The following is a 15,819-nucleotide window of genomic DNA, read 5'->3' as shown; positions in this document are numbered from 1 at the left end:
TTGAGTATAGAACCGCTCGAACGGAATTGACGCACCGATGGCATCCGTGAACTAAGCTCCTGCGTCATCGGGCTGCGTTCGGCCACCGGCTGGTGATCATTCACGGCCATTTGCAAGCGGGTCTGGACCAGGGAAGTCAGAGGTTGCCCATGATCAAGCGTTACCCAGGCTGGCTCGTATCGCTGCGGGCAGTGCTCTGTCTGATCCCAGGCATGGCGCTGGGCGCACCTGACTGCAGCCATCTGACCGCGACCGGCAACGCCGAATACCCTCCCTACCTGTGGCGCGATCCGCAGAACCCGCAGCGCCTGATCGGCGCCAATGCCGATCTGGTCAAGAAACTGGGCGAGCGCCTGGGGCTGTCGATCGATGTGCTGTATGTGGGGCCCTGGTCGCGGTCCCAGGAAGAAGTCAGGGCCGGGCGCATTGACATGCTGGCCGGGTATTTCCTGACCCAGGAGCGCCAGCAGCTGGTCGACTTCATCACGCCGCCGTTTCTCGCCACGCCGACCATGGTCTGGGTGCGGCGCGATGCCGGTTTTCCCTATCACCAATGGTCAGACCTGATCGGCCGCACCGGCGGCACCCTGGTCAACAACAGCAACGGCCAGGCCTTCGACGATTTCGCCAACGCTCACCTCGCGCTGGAAGCGGTGCCCACCGCCAGCCAGGCGTTCCAGAAGCTGATCCTCAAACGCAACGACTACGTCATCTTCGAGCACTACCCCGGCGTCGCCCTGGCCAGGACCCTGGGCATCGAAGACAGCGTCCAGGCGCTGGAGCCGCCCGTCAGCAGCGAAGGGCTGTACCTGGCGTTGTCGCGCAGCTCGCCCTGCATCACCCCGGCACTGCGCGAGCGCATGGCCGCGCAGATGCAGGAGATCGTCGCCGGGCCGCTGCCTCAAGCGCTGGTCAAAGCCAATCTGGAACTGTGGAATGCCCAGCAAAAGCAGGCGGCAAAGCCCTAACCTGGCTCATTCAATGGCCGCATCGGCGAGCGGTTTGGGGCGTTTGAAACGCGCGACCCACCCCATCACCAACACGAAGAACACCGGCACGAACACCACCGCCAGAGTGGCTGTGAGCATGCCGCCGATGACCCCGGTGCCGATTGCCTGCTTGGCTGGTTGCGCTGCCGGCCGATCTGGATAGCGTGCTGGGTGGCAGTGTCTCGATCGGCGAGTCGCCCGCGGGCGGGGCGCGGTTTGTGATTCGTTTGCCCGGCTAGACCGCACCCCTGGCGTCAAAACTGCTCGGCCGTCATCCCGTACAGCGACTCGCTGCCATTGCGTATGCAGGCTTCCAGGCCGGCAATCCGTGGCAGCAGCCGGTCGAAGAAGAACCGCGCCGTCGCCAGTTTTGCGCTGTAGAAGGGTTCGTCCGAGGCCAGATTGCGCTGCGCGACATCGGCCATCCGTGCCCAGAGCCAGGCGTAGCTGACGTAGCCGAACAGGTGCAGGTACTCCACGCAACTGCTGCTGACGATATCCGGCGTTGAGCGCGCCTGTGTCGCCAGCCATTGGCTGACGTCGATCAGGCGGGTGACGGCCGAGTGCAGGGCAGGGCCGAATCCGGATGTGGTTGTTTCGGCGCAGTCCAGCATTGCCCGGGTGTAGATTTCCAGTGCCGCGCCTGAATCACTGAGGACCTTGCGCCCCAAGAGGTCCAGCGCCTGAATGCCGTTGGTGCCTTCGTAGATCTGTGCGATGCGCACGTCCCTGACCAACTGCTCCTGACCCCATTCGCGAATGTAGCCGTGGCCGCCGAACACTTGCTGGCCGTGGATGCAGCTCTCAAGGCCTGAGTCGGTGAAGAACGCCTTGGCCACCGGCGTCAGCAGCGCCACCAGCGAGGCCGAGCGCACGCGTTCCTCGGCATCGGGTGAATACCGGGCGAGGTCAAGATGCCGAGCAACGTACACCGCAAAGGCGCGGCCGCCTTCGGTCATGGCTTTCATGGACAGCAGCATGCGGCGCACATCGCCGTGGACGATGATCGGGTCGGCGATGCTCGCAGGCTGCGCGGCGCCATTGGCCGAGCGGCTCTGCAGGCGCTCGCGGGCGTAGGTGCGGGCCTGCTGATAGGAGGCTTCGGCGCAGCCCAGGCCCTGAATGCCAATGGACAACCGCTCGTAGTTCATCATCGTGAACATCGCAGACAGGCCCCGGTTGGCCTCGCCGACCAGCCAGCCGCTGGCGCCGTCGAAGTTGATCACGCAGGTCGCCGAGGCCTTGATGCCCATCTTGTGTTCGATGGAACCGCAGTTGACGGCGTTGCGTGCGCCCAGCGAACCGTCGTCCTTGACCAGCACTTTCGGTACCAGAAACAGCGAGATGCCCTTGGCGCCGGGTGGGGCGTCTGGGAGCCTGGCCAGCACCAGGTGGACGATGTTTTCGGTGAGGTCCTGATCGCCGCCGGTGATGAAAATCTTGCTGCCGCTGATCCGGTAACTGCCGTCGGCGCAGGGTTCGGCGCGGGTGCGGATCAGGCCCAGGTCGGTGCCGGCGTGGGCTTCGGTCAGGCACATGGAACCGGCCCAGCGGCCTTCGTACATTGCCGGCAGGTAGCGGGTTTTCAGGGTTTCATCGGCGTGGTCGTCGATGGCCAGGCAGGCGCCGGAGCTGAGCACCGAGTACAGGGCAAAACTGCTGTTGGCCGCGTAGAGCATTTCCTCGAACAGCACCGACAGCATCTTCGGCGCACCGAGCCCGCCGTAGGCCGGATTGCCGGTCAGTCCCACCCAGCCGCCCTGGCTGTAGGTGGCGTAGGCCTGGGCAAAGCCGTCGGGTGTGCGTACCTGGCCGTCGTGGAACTGCACACCTTCTTCATCGCCGCTGCGGTTGAGCGGCGCCAGCAGGCCGCGGGTGATGCTGGCGGCTTCTTCAAGAATCGCTTCGCAGGTGTCGGCATCGATGTGCCGGGCGATGCCTGGCAGGCGGGCCCAGAGCGCGGGCGCTTCGAACAGCTCGTTGAGCACAAAACGCATGTCGCGCAGCGGGGCATTGAATTCAGACATGGGTGTTTCTCTTGTTGTTGTCGGAGGGTGTTTTTCGGTGCTTTGCGAGCCCCTGAAAAATAACTATTGATGACTCTATCAAAAATGATGAATATATCAATAACGCTCCGGCACGGTGACACCCCCGGCCAGGAGACCGATAACAACAACACGAAAAACAGGTGACGCAATGACTGCAATTCTCCATTCCGAACCCGCCCACGCTGCCGCCGATCAGGCGCAGACCGCCGCTGCACTGCTCGATTACGCCCGCACCCTGGTGCCGCGCTTGAAGGCCCGCAGCAAAGACACCGCGCAACTCGGGCGCCTGCCGCAAGACACCCTGGTCGACCTTGAAGCGGGCGGCCTGCTGACCCTGACCACACCGCGCCGCTATGGCGGCAGTCAGGTGTCGGTGCGCACCTTTCTGGAAGTGGTGGCCGAGCTGGGCCGTGGCGATGCCTCGGTGGCCTGGGTCGCGGCGCTGACCAACGTCACCACCTGGTGCGCGGCGGCGTTCTTCGGTGAAGAGGCCGCCGAAGAGGTGTTCTGCGGCGCCAAACCCGCTCGCGTCACGGGCGTGCTGTCGCCGCGCAAGGCGCTGGTGCGCAAGGTCGAGGGCGGGTATCTGATCGAGGAGGGCATGTGGGGCTTCAACTCCGGGGTCAACCACGCGACCTGGGACATGCTCGGTATTCCGCTGGTCGATGAGCACGGCAAGGTGGTCGATCAAGGCGTGGCGCTGATTCCGGTCGAGCAGTTGCAGATTCTCGATGACTGGAACGTCATCGGCATCAGCGGCAGTGGCAGCTCAACCGTCACCGTCAGCAATGTGTTCGTGCCGCAGTCGCGCATCGCCTCGGTGACCCGGGCGATCGAGGGCGATTATCTGGCCACGCACCTGGCTGGAGAGTCGCTGTACCAGAGCGCGTGCATGCCGATGCTGGCGATCATCCTGGCGTTCCCGGCCCTGGGCCTGGGCGTGGCGGCACTGGAAACCTTCCTGGAGACCCTGCCACGCCGTGGCATCCAGTACTCCTGGTACGCCAAGCAGTCGGAAGCGCCGATCACTCACCTGCAAGTGGGCGAGGCCTCGGCGAAGATCGATGCGGCCCGCGCTATTCTCGAGCGTCACGCCGACGCCATCGACGCCAGCGCGGCGTCGGGCAGTTACATGGCCTTCGACGCGCGCGCCAGGGTGCGCCGAGATGTCGGCTATGCGGAAAAACTGGTCTGGGAAGCCGTCGACCTGCTGGCCTCGGCCTCCGGTGGCTCGCTGGCTTCGGTCAACAACCCCATGACCCGCATCTGGCAGGACGCGCGCATCGCCTCGCTGCACGGCATCGTCAGCCCCAACACCAACTTCGAGACCTACGGCCGGATTCTCTGCGGCAATACGCCGGGCACACCGTTCATTTGAATGCCGAACCCGCAACGCGTATCGACCGGGAGTGTGCCGCATGCAAATCAAAGAAGTGGAACCGCGAATCTTTCGCCGCGTGATGGGCAAGTTCGCCACGGGCGTCACTGTCATCACCTTCAGCCACGAAGGGCAGTTCAGCGGGATGACCGCCAACGCCTTCATGTCGCTGTCGATGGACCCGCCCATGGTGCTGGTCGCGGTGCGCAATCAGGCGCGCTTCGCCGCCAGTGTGAAGCCGGGCGATGCCTTCGGCATCAGCTTTCTGCGTGAAGACAACGAGGCCTTGAGCAGCCATTTCGGTGGCCGACCGCAGGCGGATCTGGTGCCGGACTATCGCCTGCTGGGCGAGGCGCCGGTGCTGGCCGGTGCGCTGGTGCAACTGGCGGTGCGGGCCAACGCCGTGCACGCCGGTGGCGATCACCTGATCTACACCGCCGATGTGCAGGCCATCGAGGAGTCGGACGGCAGGCCGCTGCTGTTCTATTCGGGCTCCTACAAGCAGCTTCACGCGCTGGACCCGGCGACCTGCTGGTTCGACCTGGGCTGAGCCATCGCCGGGCGTCGGGGCCCGGCGATCTGCACGATGCCCTCCAACAATGACAATAAGGAGCACAGCATGATTGCTGTACGCGATATCGCCTATGTCCGTTATCAGGTGCCGGATCTGGACGTCCAGGCCGACTTCCTGCGCGACTTCGGCCTGCGGCACCACGCCCGCACGGCGACCGCTTTGCACATGTCCGCCTGCCACGGCGGCTATCCGGCCTACATCGCCGAGCTGGGTCCGGCCAAGGCACTGGGCGTCGGCTACCGCATGGACAGCCTGCAAGCCTTGCAGGCCATCGGCGAGCGCTTCGACAGCCCGGTGCGGCCGAACGACGAACTGGGCGCCGGCTGGATCGTCACGCTGCGCGATCCGGACGGCCTGCGGGTCGACCTGCTGTATGGCGGCCAGGTGGTCGAGGTGCAGGACGTGCGTCCCGCCCTGCAACTGAACACGGTCGATGGCCGTCGACGCCTGGGCAGCACCAACCGGGTCCGCGTGCAGCCGTCCTGCGTGATGCGCCTGGGCCACGTGGTGCTCAAAACGGTCAACTTCAAGGCCATGTTCGACTTCTACCACGACGTGCTCGGGCTGCGGGTCTCGGACAGCTACTACGCCCCGAGCCCGGACAACACCGTGGCGGCCTTCATGCACTGCGGGCTGGGCGAAGAATACACCGACCACCACACCGTGGCGCTGTTGAATCTGGGCGCCACGGAGCCGGGTTTCGATCACTGCGCCTTCGAGGTGCTCGACTGGGACGACCTGGCCTGCGGCAACCAGTACCTGCGCCAGCAGAACCGTCGCCATTCCTGGGGCATCGGCCGCCACGTGCAGGGCAGCCAGATCTTCGACTACTGGCTCGACCCGTTCGGCAACAAGGTCGAGCACTGGACCGACGGCGACCTGGTCAACGACGCGATGCCAGTGGGCAGCGAACCGTTGTCTCCCGACGCCCTGGCGCAATGGGCGCCGCCACTTTCGCCGGACTTCCTCGACTGACTGGCCTCGCACTCTCATCTTTTGAAAGGAACACAGCATGAAACTCGCTCGCTATTCCCATGCCGGTAAGACTTCGATCGGCCGGGTGCAGGACGACCGCATCATCAATCTGGATCAGCTGTTGCCCACCTCCGGGCTGGTCGACGTCAGCACCTTGCTCGCCAACCCCGATGCGATGGCCGCGGCACGCGACCTTCCGGCCAACGCGCAAAACAGCGTGGCTCTGGACCAGGTGAAACTGCTAACGCCGATCCTGCGCCCCGGCAAATTCATGGCCCTGGGCATGAACTACAAGGACCACGAAGCCGAGGCGCGGCGCCTGGGCGTGGCGATTCCGACTTCGCAGGTCTGGTTCAGCAAACAGATCACCTGCCTCAACGGCCCATTCGACGACGTGCATCACCCGGCCGTGTGCGAACGCCTGGATTACGAGGCGGAGCTGGGCGTGGTGATCGGCAAGGGCGGCCGACGCATCAGCGAACAGGAGGCGTTGCAGCACGTGGCCGGGTACTTCGTGGCCAACGACGTCAGCGCCCGTGACTGGCAGGCCAAGAGCCCGACCTGGACGCTGGGCAAGTCCTTCGACACCCACGGCCCCATCGGCCCGTGGATCACCACCGCCGATGAAATCGCCGACCCGCAGCAGTTGACCGTGACCCTCTGGGTCAACGGTGAGCGCCGTCAGCATTCCTCGACCGAACTGATGACCTACAGCATCGCCCGGCAGATCGCCTATTTGAGCGAGGTCATGACCCTGGAACCCGGCGACATCCTGATCACCGGCACCCCGGCAGGCGTCGGCATCGCCATGCAGCCTCAGGTGTTCCTGCAGGTCGGCGATGTGGTGCGGGTCGAGATCACCGGCCTTGGCCATATCGAAAACACCATCGTCGACGAGCCGCAATAACCGCCAAGCGGCGGCGTCGCAGCGCGATGCCGCCCCATGCATCCATTTGCCCCAGGGGAAAACAGCCATGGCTGCCAAAGCGCCGAAAGTCATCATCACTTGCGCCATCACCGGTTCCATTCACACGCCGTCGATGTCGCCGTATTTGCCCATCACCCCCGAGCAGATCGCCCGCTCGGCCATCGAAGCGGCCGAGGCGGGGGCTGCGGTGGTGCACCTGCACGCCCGAGATCCGCAGAGCGGCATGCCGAGCCAGGACCCGCGTCTGTTCGAGCGCTTTCTGCCGCAGATCAAGCGTGAATCCGATGTGGTGCTGAACCTCACCACCGGCGGTGCGCCGACCATGTCGGTGGAAGAACGCATCGCCCCGGCCTTGCAGTTCAGCCCGGAAATCGCCTCGCTGAACATGGGCTCGATGAACTTCGGCATGTATGAACTGCTGCAGCGCTACACCGAGTTCCAGCACGACTGGGAGCAGCCGTATCTGGCGGCCAGTGAAGAGCGGATCTTTCGCAACACCTTCAAGGACATCGGCCAGATCCTGGCCGCCTGCGCCGAGAACGACACGCGCTTCGAGATCGAGTGCTACGACATCGGCCACCTGTACACCGCCGCGCACTTTCGCGAGCGTCTGTTGCTGAAGGATCCGTTGTTCATTCAGTCGGTGTTCGGCATTCGTGGCGGCATCGGCACCCACCCCGAAGATGTCGCGCACATGAAGCGCACCGCTGACCGGCTGTTTGGCGACAGCTATCACTGGTCGGTGCTGGGCGTCGGCGCGCAACAGCCGCGCATCGCGACCCAGTCGTTGTTGATGGGCGGCCATGTGCGGGTGGGCCTGGAAGACAACCTGTGGCTGCGCAAGGGCAGGCTGGCGCAGAGCAACGCCGAGCAGGTCAGCGCCATCAAGGCGGTGATCGAGTCGCTGGGCTTCTCGGTCGCGACCCCGGATGAAGCGCGGGAAATCATGCAGTTGAAAGGGCGCGACAAGGTCGCTTTCTAAGTCGTTTAACCGATACCGCGAATGCATGTCGCCTTTATCGGCGAGGCCCCCGGCTGCGCGTCCGGGCGCGGTATCGACGTTGTTTTCAAGCTCAACACGTGCGCTGTAAACGCTGTGACCGATCAGTTCCAACGACAATAAATAAACTGTGCAGGCGTAACGATGAATAACAAGAAAACCATGCTGGGTGCATTGGCGACGGGGCTGCTGTGCGCGTCTTCGATTGACTGTGCATCGGCGATGAACTTCAACATTCCCACCTCGGCCAGTGTCGAGTCGGCACAAATGGGCGGCGCGTCCATGGCCTTTCCACAATCCACCGCGATTGCCAGCGACAACCCGGCCGGCATGGTCGAGTTGGGCAATCGCATCGACGGTGACGTGCAACTGTTCTTCGGTAGTTTCCGTTCAAGCTTTGGCAACGAGAACAACCGTGACGACTTCAAAGTGCGGGTGCCGGTGCCCTCTGGCGGCTTCAACTACATGCTCGATGAGCGCACCTCGGTGGGCATGTCGCTGTACTCGATCGGCTCAGGCTCCGACTACAGCCACGCCGCCATTCCGGGCTCGGGTTTTCCGGCGGTGAAAACCAAGATCACCCACATCAACTTCGCGCCGACCATCGCCTACAAACTCACCGACGATTTCTCGCTGGGCTTCTCCGTGCTGCTGGGCATCCAGCAATTGCAGGCTCGCGGCCTTGTCGCGCCGCAGCCCGATGGCAGCCTGGGCGTATCGCCGACCCACGGCATCGTCACCACCACCGGGCTTGGCTGGCGGGTAGGGGGCTTGTGGAACATCAATCCGCTGCTCAGTGTCGGCGCCTCGTACTCGCCGAAGATGCGCTTCAGCGATGCGTCCGGCTACAAGGATGATCTGCTGGCGATCTCCGGCGGGCACCTGGATTTGCCGGAACAGGCGGGCATCGGCCTGGCGCTGCACCTGACCCCGGATTTGACCGTTGCCGCTGATTACCTGCGCATCGAATGGGACAAGGTCGGCTTTTTCAACAACCCCGATGGCGCCGGGATGAACAGCCAGAACGTTTACCGCTTCGGCGTGTCGTGGAACGCCGCCCAGTCCCTGACCCTGCGCGCCGGCTTCAAGCGCGCCAGCGCCGCGGTGGACGCCGACCACACCAACGCCAACTACTTCTCGCCGGGCATCCTGAACAACTCGGTATCAGCCGGATTCACCTACCACCTCTCGCCGCAGACCGACCTGTCGCTGGGTTACGAATACGAAATCCCCGAAACCATTCGCGGCCGCGGAACCAGCACCGGCACCAACATCGGCGCGCATTATTCCTCGGTGCTGATGGGGGTGGGGATGCGGTTCTGACTGGATGAACCCAACACAAACCCCGTAGCAGTCCGGCTTGCCGGCGGCCTGGCGCGCAGCGGCAGTAAAATCAGGCGACCTCGGCGTGTCAGATCCACCGCGTGCATAGGATTTACTGCCGCTGCGCGCCAGCCCGCCGGCAAGCCGTGCTGCTACGGGGGCAGCGCTAGCCGGTCGATTTTGATTTTGATCTTCGTGCGCGATAGATCAGACGACACAAATCGCGACTTGGGTGCAGGCTGAATGGAAGTCTCGTGGAGTGGGCCAAGCGGCAGGATGCCGCGCGAGGCGCGGGGCCATGGATGGCCCATTCGCGCCGGGCCCACGGAGCGAGACTGGAATGAAGGAAGTCCGACGAAGGAGGACCCAAACCAGGAGCAATGGTTTGGTTACTTTGCCGAAACAAAGTAACTCGACGAAGTCGAAACAGATCTGACGTTAGGAAGAGCGCTCTCGATCTTGATCTTGATCTTGATCTTGATCTTGATCTTGATCTTGATCCTGAAGCCCCCCCACACACTCCCTGTCACCCCCCGATCGACTCGGGTATCCTTGCCCGACCGCTCAATAGCGCAAGCCGATCAACACCATGACCAAGAAACAAGGACCGGTTCCCCCAGCCGAGACCAAAAAAACGACGCGCAAAAAAGCCAGCCCCGCGCCTGCCGTCGATGAAACCGGCGAGCAGCCCGCCGAACCGCGCAAACCGCGGATCAACGAAAAGGCCCGCCAGCGCACCCGCAACAAACTGCTGCGCGCCGCGCGCACCGTCATGGGCCGCAAGGGCATCGAAGCCACGGCAATCAACGACATCACCGAAGAAGCCGAGCTGTCGTTCGGCTCCTTCTACAACTATTTTTCCAGCAAGGAAGAAGTGGCCCGGGCCGTGTTCATCGACGACGCGCTGGCGATGATCGAAGAACTCGACGCCACAACCTGCCCGACGTCCTGCGTCGCTGAGCGGGTCGGCGTCAACATCCGCCGCACCATCCATCGCGGCCTGACCGACCCGGTCTGGGGCTGGTTCCTGGTGCACTCGGTCTACAGCATCAACGACATGATCGAAACCATGGGCAACCCGCTGGCGCGGGACATCCGCATCGGCAACGAAGAAAACGCCTTCCACGTCATCGATATCGTCGCCACCGTCGACTGCATCGTCGGCGGCATGCTCTACCTGCTGCGCAAGATCCTCGAAGGCGCGCGCCCGGTGTCGGCTGTGGAAAGCATGGTGCAGTTCATCCTCGGTGGCCTGGGCGTGCCCCACGAAGAAGCCGAGCGCATCGTCCACATCGACCTGAGCAGCCACGGCATCGCGCCTGTGTAATCACTTGAACCGGCAACCTGCGGAGGCGGCATGAGAATCGGCGAACTGGCAAAAATCAGCGGGCTGGCCGCCTCGCGCATCCGCTTCTACGAGGCCAGCGGCCTGATCACCTCGGTGGCGCGCAAGGCCAACGGCTATCGCGACTACGCGCCCGACACCCAATGGCTGCTGGAGCTGATCACCGGTGCCCAGGCCGCGGGTTTCTCGCTGGAGGAAATCCGCCAGTTGCTGCCGATGAGCGAAAACGGCTGGCATCAGGACGAACTGGTCAGTGGCCTCAAGCGCAAGGTCGAAGAGATCGAACGGCTGCAGGAGCGCCTGGCCCGCAACAAGGCGCACCTGCTGCTGGTCATCGAAGGCGTGCAGAGCAAGCCTGAGGACGTGACTTGCGGCGACAACACTCAACGGCTTCTGCGCAAACTGCGCGAAGAGCGCGACGCCTTCTCGGGCGACAGCGACGACGCAGGATTGCCGTCCAAAAAAAGCCATTGACCTTAAAGTTCACTTCAATCTTATGGTGGTCCCCTGTCAATCGAGGACTGCCCATGAAACTGTTCGATTCCCTCACGCTTCCCAACGGTTCGACCCTGCCGAACCGGATCGCCAAGGCCGCCATGGAAGAAAACATGGCGGACGATCAGCACGCGCCGTCCGACGCCCTGATGCGTCTTTACCAGAGCTGGGCCGATGGCGGCGCCGGCCTGATCATCACCGGCAATGTGATGGTCGACGGCCGGGCCATGACCGGCCCCGGCGGCGTGGTGCTGCAGGATGACCGGCAACTGGAGAGGTTCCGGCGCTGGGCCAGCATCGGCCGCTCCGGCGGGGCGCAGGTCTGGCTGCAGATCAATCACCCGGGGCGGCAGATGCAGGCCAATCTGGGGCAGCCGACCTGGGCGCCCTCGGCCGTGCCGCTGGAGCTGGGCAATCTGTCCAAGCGTTTCGCCCCGCCCCGCGCGATGACGGCCGAAGTGATCGCCGAGGTCATCGCGCGCTTTGCCCGCACCGCGCAACTGGGCGAACAGGCCGGTTTCAGCGGCGTGCAGATCCATGCGGCCCACGGCTATTTGCTCAGCCAGTTTCTCTCGCCCCTGACCAACCAGCGGACCGATCAATGGGGCGGGCCGCTGGAAAACCGCGCGCGCCTGTTGCTCGACATCGTCAAGGCGGTGAGGGCGGTGGTGTCGCCCGGGTTCACGGTTGCGGTCAAGCTCAATTCGGCCGACTTCCAGCGCGGCGGCTTCACGGCCGACGACGCCAAGACCGTGGTGCAGTGGCTCAACGCGCTGGACGTGGATCTGGTGGAGCTGTCCGGCGGCAGCTACGAAGCGCCGGCCATGCAAGGCGAGGCCCGCGACGGTCGGACACTGGCCCGCGAGGCGTACTTCGTCGAGTTCGCCCGCGACATCCGGACGGTCGCCCGCATGCCGGTGATGGTCACCGGTGGCGTGCGTCGCCGCCCTGTGGCGCAAAGCGTGATCGAAAGCGGCGTCGACATGGTCGGGATCGGCACGGCGCTGGCCCTCGACCCACAGTTGCCGCGCAGTTGGCAACAAGGCCCGGACAACGCGCCACAGCTGCCGCCCATCACCTGGAAAAACAAGGCCATGGCGTCGCTGGCCAACATGGCCGTGGTGAAGTTTCAGTTGAGCAGGCTCAGCCGCAACAAATCGCCTGATCCGGGGGTGTCGCCGTTGCGCGCGCTGATCATGCAGCAGGCGGCGATGGCGTGTCGGACGCGGCGCTATCGGCGCTGGGTTTCGGGAGAGGGTGTGACGAATCGCACTTGATCCGCACGAAGGGGAGCCTGTGCGCGGCGCGCCGCAAGGGCGCGCCACGAACGGGTGGGCAGGATCAGTACTTCCAGGTCACCGAAGCGGTCAGGTTGCGCGGCGCGCCGTAGCTGGCCGTGGTGGCGTTGTTGTACAGCGACAGCAGGTATTTGCGGTCGGTGACGTTGTTCAGGTTCAGCGACGTGCTCCAGTTGCTGTCGATGTCATAGCTGCTCATCAGGTCAACCAGGCCATAGGCGTTCTGCTTGATGGCGCTGTTGTCGTCGTTTTCCACGGCGGTCTGCCAGCTGACGCGGGCACCGACTTTCATCTGCGGGATGCCTGGCAGGCGGTAGGTGGCCATGCCGCGGAAGCTGTGGGTCGGCACGTATTTGCGGGCCTTCTCGCCGTTGTCATCGTCGATGCGCACATAGGTGTAGCCGGCCAGCAAGTCAAGGCCATCGATGACTTGGCCGGTGGCCTGCAGCTCGATACCGTGGCTCTTGAAGTCGTTTGGCGTGTAGACGTTCTGCACACCGTTGTAGCCTGCGTACACGGCCACGTTGCGCTGTTCGGTCTTGAACGCGGCTGCAGTCAGGTGCAGACGATCGTCCATCACGCTGCCCTTGACCCCGACTTCCATGCTCTTGCCTTCCAGCGGGGCGAGCAGCGAGCCGTCGACGCCGACGTTGTATTGCGGGTTGTAGATCTTGGTCCAGCTGCCGTAGACGCTCCACTCCTTGCTCAGGTCGTAGACCAGGCCGGTGTAGGGCGCGACCTTGCCATGGGCGCGGGTGTAGCGCTCGGAACCGTAGCTGTCGCCCTTGCTGTCGGCGCTGAGCATGCGTGCACCGGCGATCCAGTGCAGGTCATCGGTCAGGCTGAAGCGCGCGCCGCCGAACACACTCTTCTGGGTGTCCTGGAAATTCTGCCCCAGGCCTTCGCTGGTGGCGCCAAACACTGGCATGGGCGTGACGCCCGCCAGGATGCCCGAGAACGAGGTCTCGAAGAAGCTGCCATCGGTCAGGTTCTCGTCGTACTCCTGGGCTTTCTGATGGGTACGGCCATACGCGGCGCCGAAGGTCAGTTGGTGCTCGCGACCGAACAGGCTGAACGGCCCCTGCACCTTGGCCTCGCCCAGAAGCTGGTGGGCCTCGCTGCGGGTGTGGTTGCCATAGGCCCCAGCGACGTCGTCGGTGACGGAGCCGACGTACAGCATGTTGGTGTTCTGCTTTTCCTGAATGCCAGTGGCGGTGACCGTCGCGTTCCAGTCATTGCCGAAGTCATGCTTGAGTTCGACGAAGGTGCGCGTGGTGTGCAGGTTCCAGTAGGTCCACGGCTGGCCGATGCTGTTGCTGCGGCCGCTGTAATGAATGGCGTTGCCGTCGCTGTCGACCAGCGGCAGGTTGCCCCAGCTGCTGCCGTTGGCGTCACTGTTGTGCTGGGAGAAACCCACGGTCACGGTGTCGGCATCGCTGACGTCGAACGCCAGCAGGCCGGCGGCAATGTTGCGCTCGTGGCTGTAGCGGTCCATCCACGAGTTGCCCTTGTCGTGGGCATAGATGAAGCGGCCGCGGACCTTGCCGTCGTCGGTCAGCGGGCCGGCCACGTCGACGTCGATCCGGCGGCTGTCCCAGGAGCCGACGCTGGTCTGGATCTGCGCCTGGAAGTCTTTGGTGGGGCGCTTGCGCACGAAGTTGACGGTGGCCGAGGGGTTGCCGGCGCCGCTCATCAAGCCATTGGCGCCGTGCAGCACGTCGATCTGCTCGTACTCGGCCAGGTCCTGTTCGCCCGTCAGCACGGTGCCGACGAAGGGCATGCCCATGCCGTCATATTCGAAGGTGTTGATGTCGAAGCCGCGCGAGGTGAACTCAGTCCGGTCGGTTTCGGTCTGCTCGACGGTCACCGAAGGCGCCGAGCGCAGGGCGTCCTTGATGCCGTTGATCTTGAAATCGTCCAGCTCCTGGCGGGTGATGGTGGTCACTGCCTGCGGTGTCTGCTTGTCGGTCAGGCCCAGTTTGGTCGTGGTCGACGACGCCTTGCCTTCATACCCCTGGCTGACGCCATCGACGCTTTCAGTGCTGCTTTCAATCTGGGTCGCGGGCAGCGTGAGGTCGTCGGCTGCGTGAACGATGGGCATGGCGCTGCACGCGCCGACCAGGAGAAGACCGGCAGGGAGGTGACGTTTCAAGGAAAAATCCTACAGAAGAAGAAAGTAACAGGATGTGTTTCAAAATCTGAATGCGAATCTAACTCATAAAGCTCACGTCTTTCGACATTTTTTTCACATTTGCGCACATGCCATTTTCTTTCATGGCTTTTTGATACATTACCAAGGTGCTTAAAAATGCGTCGAAATACAGTGATCAGGAGAGATTTGTGCAGGAAGTTGGAGAGCGATGCTGTCGTTGTCTGAGGCTCTTTTCCGACCGCTGTCTCGCATTTGTTACATTTGGCTATGCTAATCGGGGCAGAAAAAGTGCAACGCGTGGCCGATCGCAGTCGTTAGGGAAGCCCCGATCCAATGCCCAAAGCCCTGAATGGAAATCTGGATGCGCTGAAGGTGCTGCTGGCCGTGTTCGTGGTCGCGCTGCACTGCCACGTCTTCGGCGGCAACGACACCACCCTGGGTTATCTCTTGTGCAACGGCCTGTTCCGGGTCGCGGTGCCGACGTTCTTCATCATCAACGGCTTCTATCTGCATCGGGTCCTGACCGAGGGGCACTCTTTCGCGATCTGGTTCAAACGGGGTCTGTGGCTGTATCTGTTCTGGATGCTGATCTACAGCCCGATGTACGTGGAGCCGGCGACCCTGGGCAGCCTCGGCGGCGTAGTGGCGGTGCTGAAAAAACTGCTGATCGGCTACTTCCACCTCTGGTACCTGACCGGCATGCTCGGTGGCGGCCTGATGCTGTACCTGATGCACAGACGCAGCACGACGCTGCTGGTGACGCTGGCGCTGGCGGCGTTCGTGACCGGTCTGTTTCTGCAGTACGCCCGGGTGTACTACGAGTTGCCCAATGCCTTCCTGCAGCACTTCAACCAGAACGACTACACGGCGCGCAACTTCGTGTTCATGGGCTTCCCGTTCATGACCATCGGCTACCTGTTCGCCCGCCATCAGGTCACCGAAAAGATCACCCGCGCAGGCGTCTGGACCGCGCTGATGCTGGGGTTGTTGCTGATTCTGGCGGAGGCCTTCCTGAACCTTGCGCTGCGCGCCGATACCCGACTGAACTTCGACTTCCTGGCATCGCTGGTGGTGATGGGGCCAGCGCTGTTCCTGCTGCCCTTCGTGCACTATCGAGCATCCACCAGCAGCGTGCCGGCCAAGGTTTCCTCGGCGGTGTACTACGTGCATCCATTGTTTATTCTGGGGGCGATGTCGCTGGGCATGGCCTACGGGAACCTGCTGGCGCTGGTGGTGCTGATCCTGGCGTTCGCCGCTGCGCCATTGCTGATTGGGGTGAGCAGGAGGGTGAGGTTTGTGCTTTAGGATTGTCGT

General features: G+C 63.4%; 13 protein-coding genes and 1 pseudogene. 11 read left to right on the top strand and 3 right to left on the bottom strand.

Annotated features, from left to right (window positions below; translation table 11 throughout):
- Positions 1–149: 149 nt before the first annotated feature.
- Positions 150–968, top strand: a complete 819-nt coding sequence (locus tag AC1MEK_RS01105; protein WP_480394411.1) for a substrate-binding periplasmic protein — start codon at positions 150–152, stop codon at positions 966–968.
- A 6-nt stretch (positions 969–974) separates the two neighbouring features.
- Here the strand turns inward: AC1MEK_RS01105 and AC1MEK_RS01100 are convergent.
- Together AC1MEK_RS01100 and AC1MEK_RS01095 are read right to left on the bottom strand one after the other, a co-directional pair.
- Positions 975–1,121: pseudogene (locus tag AC1MEK_RS01100) on the bottom strand (hypothetical protein); the annotation flags it as partial.
- Between the two features lie 122 nt (positions 1,122–1,243).
- Complete coding sequence (locus AC1MEK_RS01095; protein ID WP_480394410.1) at positions 1,244–3,016, bottom strand: acyl-CoA dehydrogenase C-terminal domain-containing protein; 1,773 nt, start codon at positions 3,014–3,016, stop codon at positions 1,244–1,246.
- Between the two features lie 169 nt (positions 3,017–3,185).
- Between AC1MEK_RS01095 and AC1MEK_RS01090 the strand changes: the two genes are divergently transcribed.
- From AC1MEK_RS01090 to AC1MEK_RS01050, 9 genes are all read left to right on the top strand, one after another.
- Positions 3,186–4,415, top strand: coding sequence for an acyl-CoA dehydrogenase family protein (locus tag AC1MEK_RS01090; RefSeq protein ID WP_480394409.1), 1,230 nt, complete (start codon positions 3,186–3,188; stop codon positions 4,413–4,415).
- Positions 4,416–4,455: 40 nt separating this feature from the next.
- A complete protein-coding gene (locus AC1MEK_RS01085) occupies positions 4,456–4,965 on the top strand; it encodes a flavin reductase family protein (protein ID WP_480394408.1) in 510 nt (169 codons plus the stop codon).
- Between the two features lie 69 nt (positions 4,966–5,034).
- Positions 5,035–5,964, top strand: coding sequence for a VOC family protein (locus tag AC1MEK_RS01080; protein WP_480394407.1), 930 nt, complete (start codon positions 5,035–5,037; stop codon positions 5,962–5,964).
- A 37-nt stretch (positions 5,965–6,001) separates the two neighbouring features.
- Positions 6,002–6,871, top strand: coding sequence for a fumarylacetoacetate hydrolase family protein (locus AC1MEK_RS01075; protein WP_480394406.1), 870 nt, complete (start codon positions 6,002–6,004; stop codon positions 6,869–6,871).
- Between the two features lie 67 nt (positions 6,872–6,938).
- The gene (gene kce / locus AC1MEK_RS01070; protein ID WP_480394405.1) at positions 6,939–7,874 is read left to right on the top strand and encodes a 3,5-dioxohexanoate:acetyl-CoA acetone transferase; all 936 of its coding nucleotides are present in this window, start codon (positions 6,939–6,941) and stop codon (positions 7,872–7,874) included.
- Between the two features lie 162 nt (positions 7,875–8,036).
- A complete protein-coding gene (locus tag AC1MEK_RS01065; RefSeq protein WP_480394404.1) occupies positions 8,037–9,215 on the top strand; it encodes an OmpP1/FadL family transporter in 1,179 nt (392 codons plus the stop codon).
- A gap of 589 nt (positions 9,216–9,804) precedes the next feature.
- Entirely contained in the window at positions 9,805–10,542 is a 738-nt protein-coding gene (locus AC1MEK_RS01060; protein ID WP_480394403.1) for a TetR/AcrR family transcriptional regulator, read from the top strand.
- A 30-nt stretch (positions 10,543–10,572) separates the two neighbouring features.
- Entirely contained in the window at positions 10,573–11,034 is a 462-nt protein-coding gene (locus tag AC1MEK_RS01055) for a MerR family transcriptional regulator (protein ID WP_480394402.1), read from the top strand.
- A gap of 53 nt (positions 11,035–11,087) precedes the next feature.
- A complete protein-coding gene (locus AC1MEK_RS01050) occupies positions 11,088–12,332 on the top strand; it encodes an NADH:flavin oxidoreductase/NADH oxidase family protein (protein WP_480394401.1) in 1,245 nt (414 codons plus the stop codon).
- A gap of 64 nt (positions 12,333–12,396) precedes the next feature.
- On the opposite strand, the gene AC1MEK_RS01045 is transcribed toward AC1MEK_RS01050, so the two are convergent.
- A complete protein-coding gene (locus tag AC1MEK_RS01045; RefSeq protein WP_480394766.1) occupies positions 12,397–14,454 on the bottom strand; it encodes a TonB-dependent siderophore receptor in 2,058 nt (685 codons plus the stop codon).
- Positions 14,455–14,838: 384 nt separating this feature from the next.
- Here AC1MEK_RS01045 and AC1MEK_RS01040 point away from each other — a divergent pair, with 384 nt between their 5' ends.
- Positions 14,839–15,810 carry an acyltransferase family protein gene (locus AC1MEK_RS01040; protein ID WP_480394400.1) on the top strand — a complete coding sequence of 324 codons (972 nt, stop codon included), beginning with the start codon at positions 14,839–14,841 and terminating at the stop codon, positions 15,808–15,810.
- The last annotated feature ends 9 nt before the right edge of the window (positions 15,811–15,819 follow it).

This window comes from Pseudomonas sp. 2, assembly GCF_056627435.1.
Note: the sequence above shows the minus strand (reverse complement) of the source record. Positions and strands in the feature narration are given on the sequence as shown.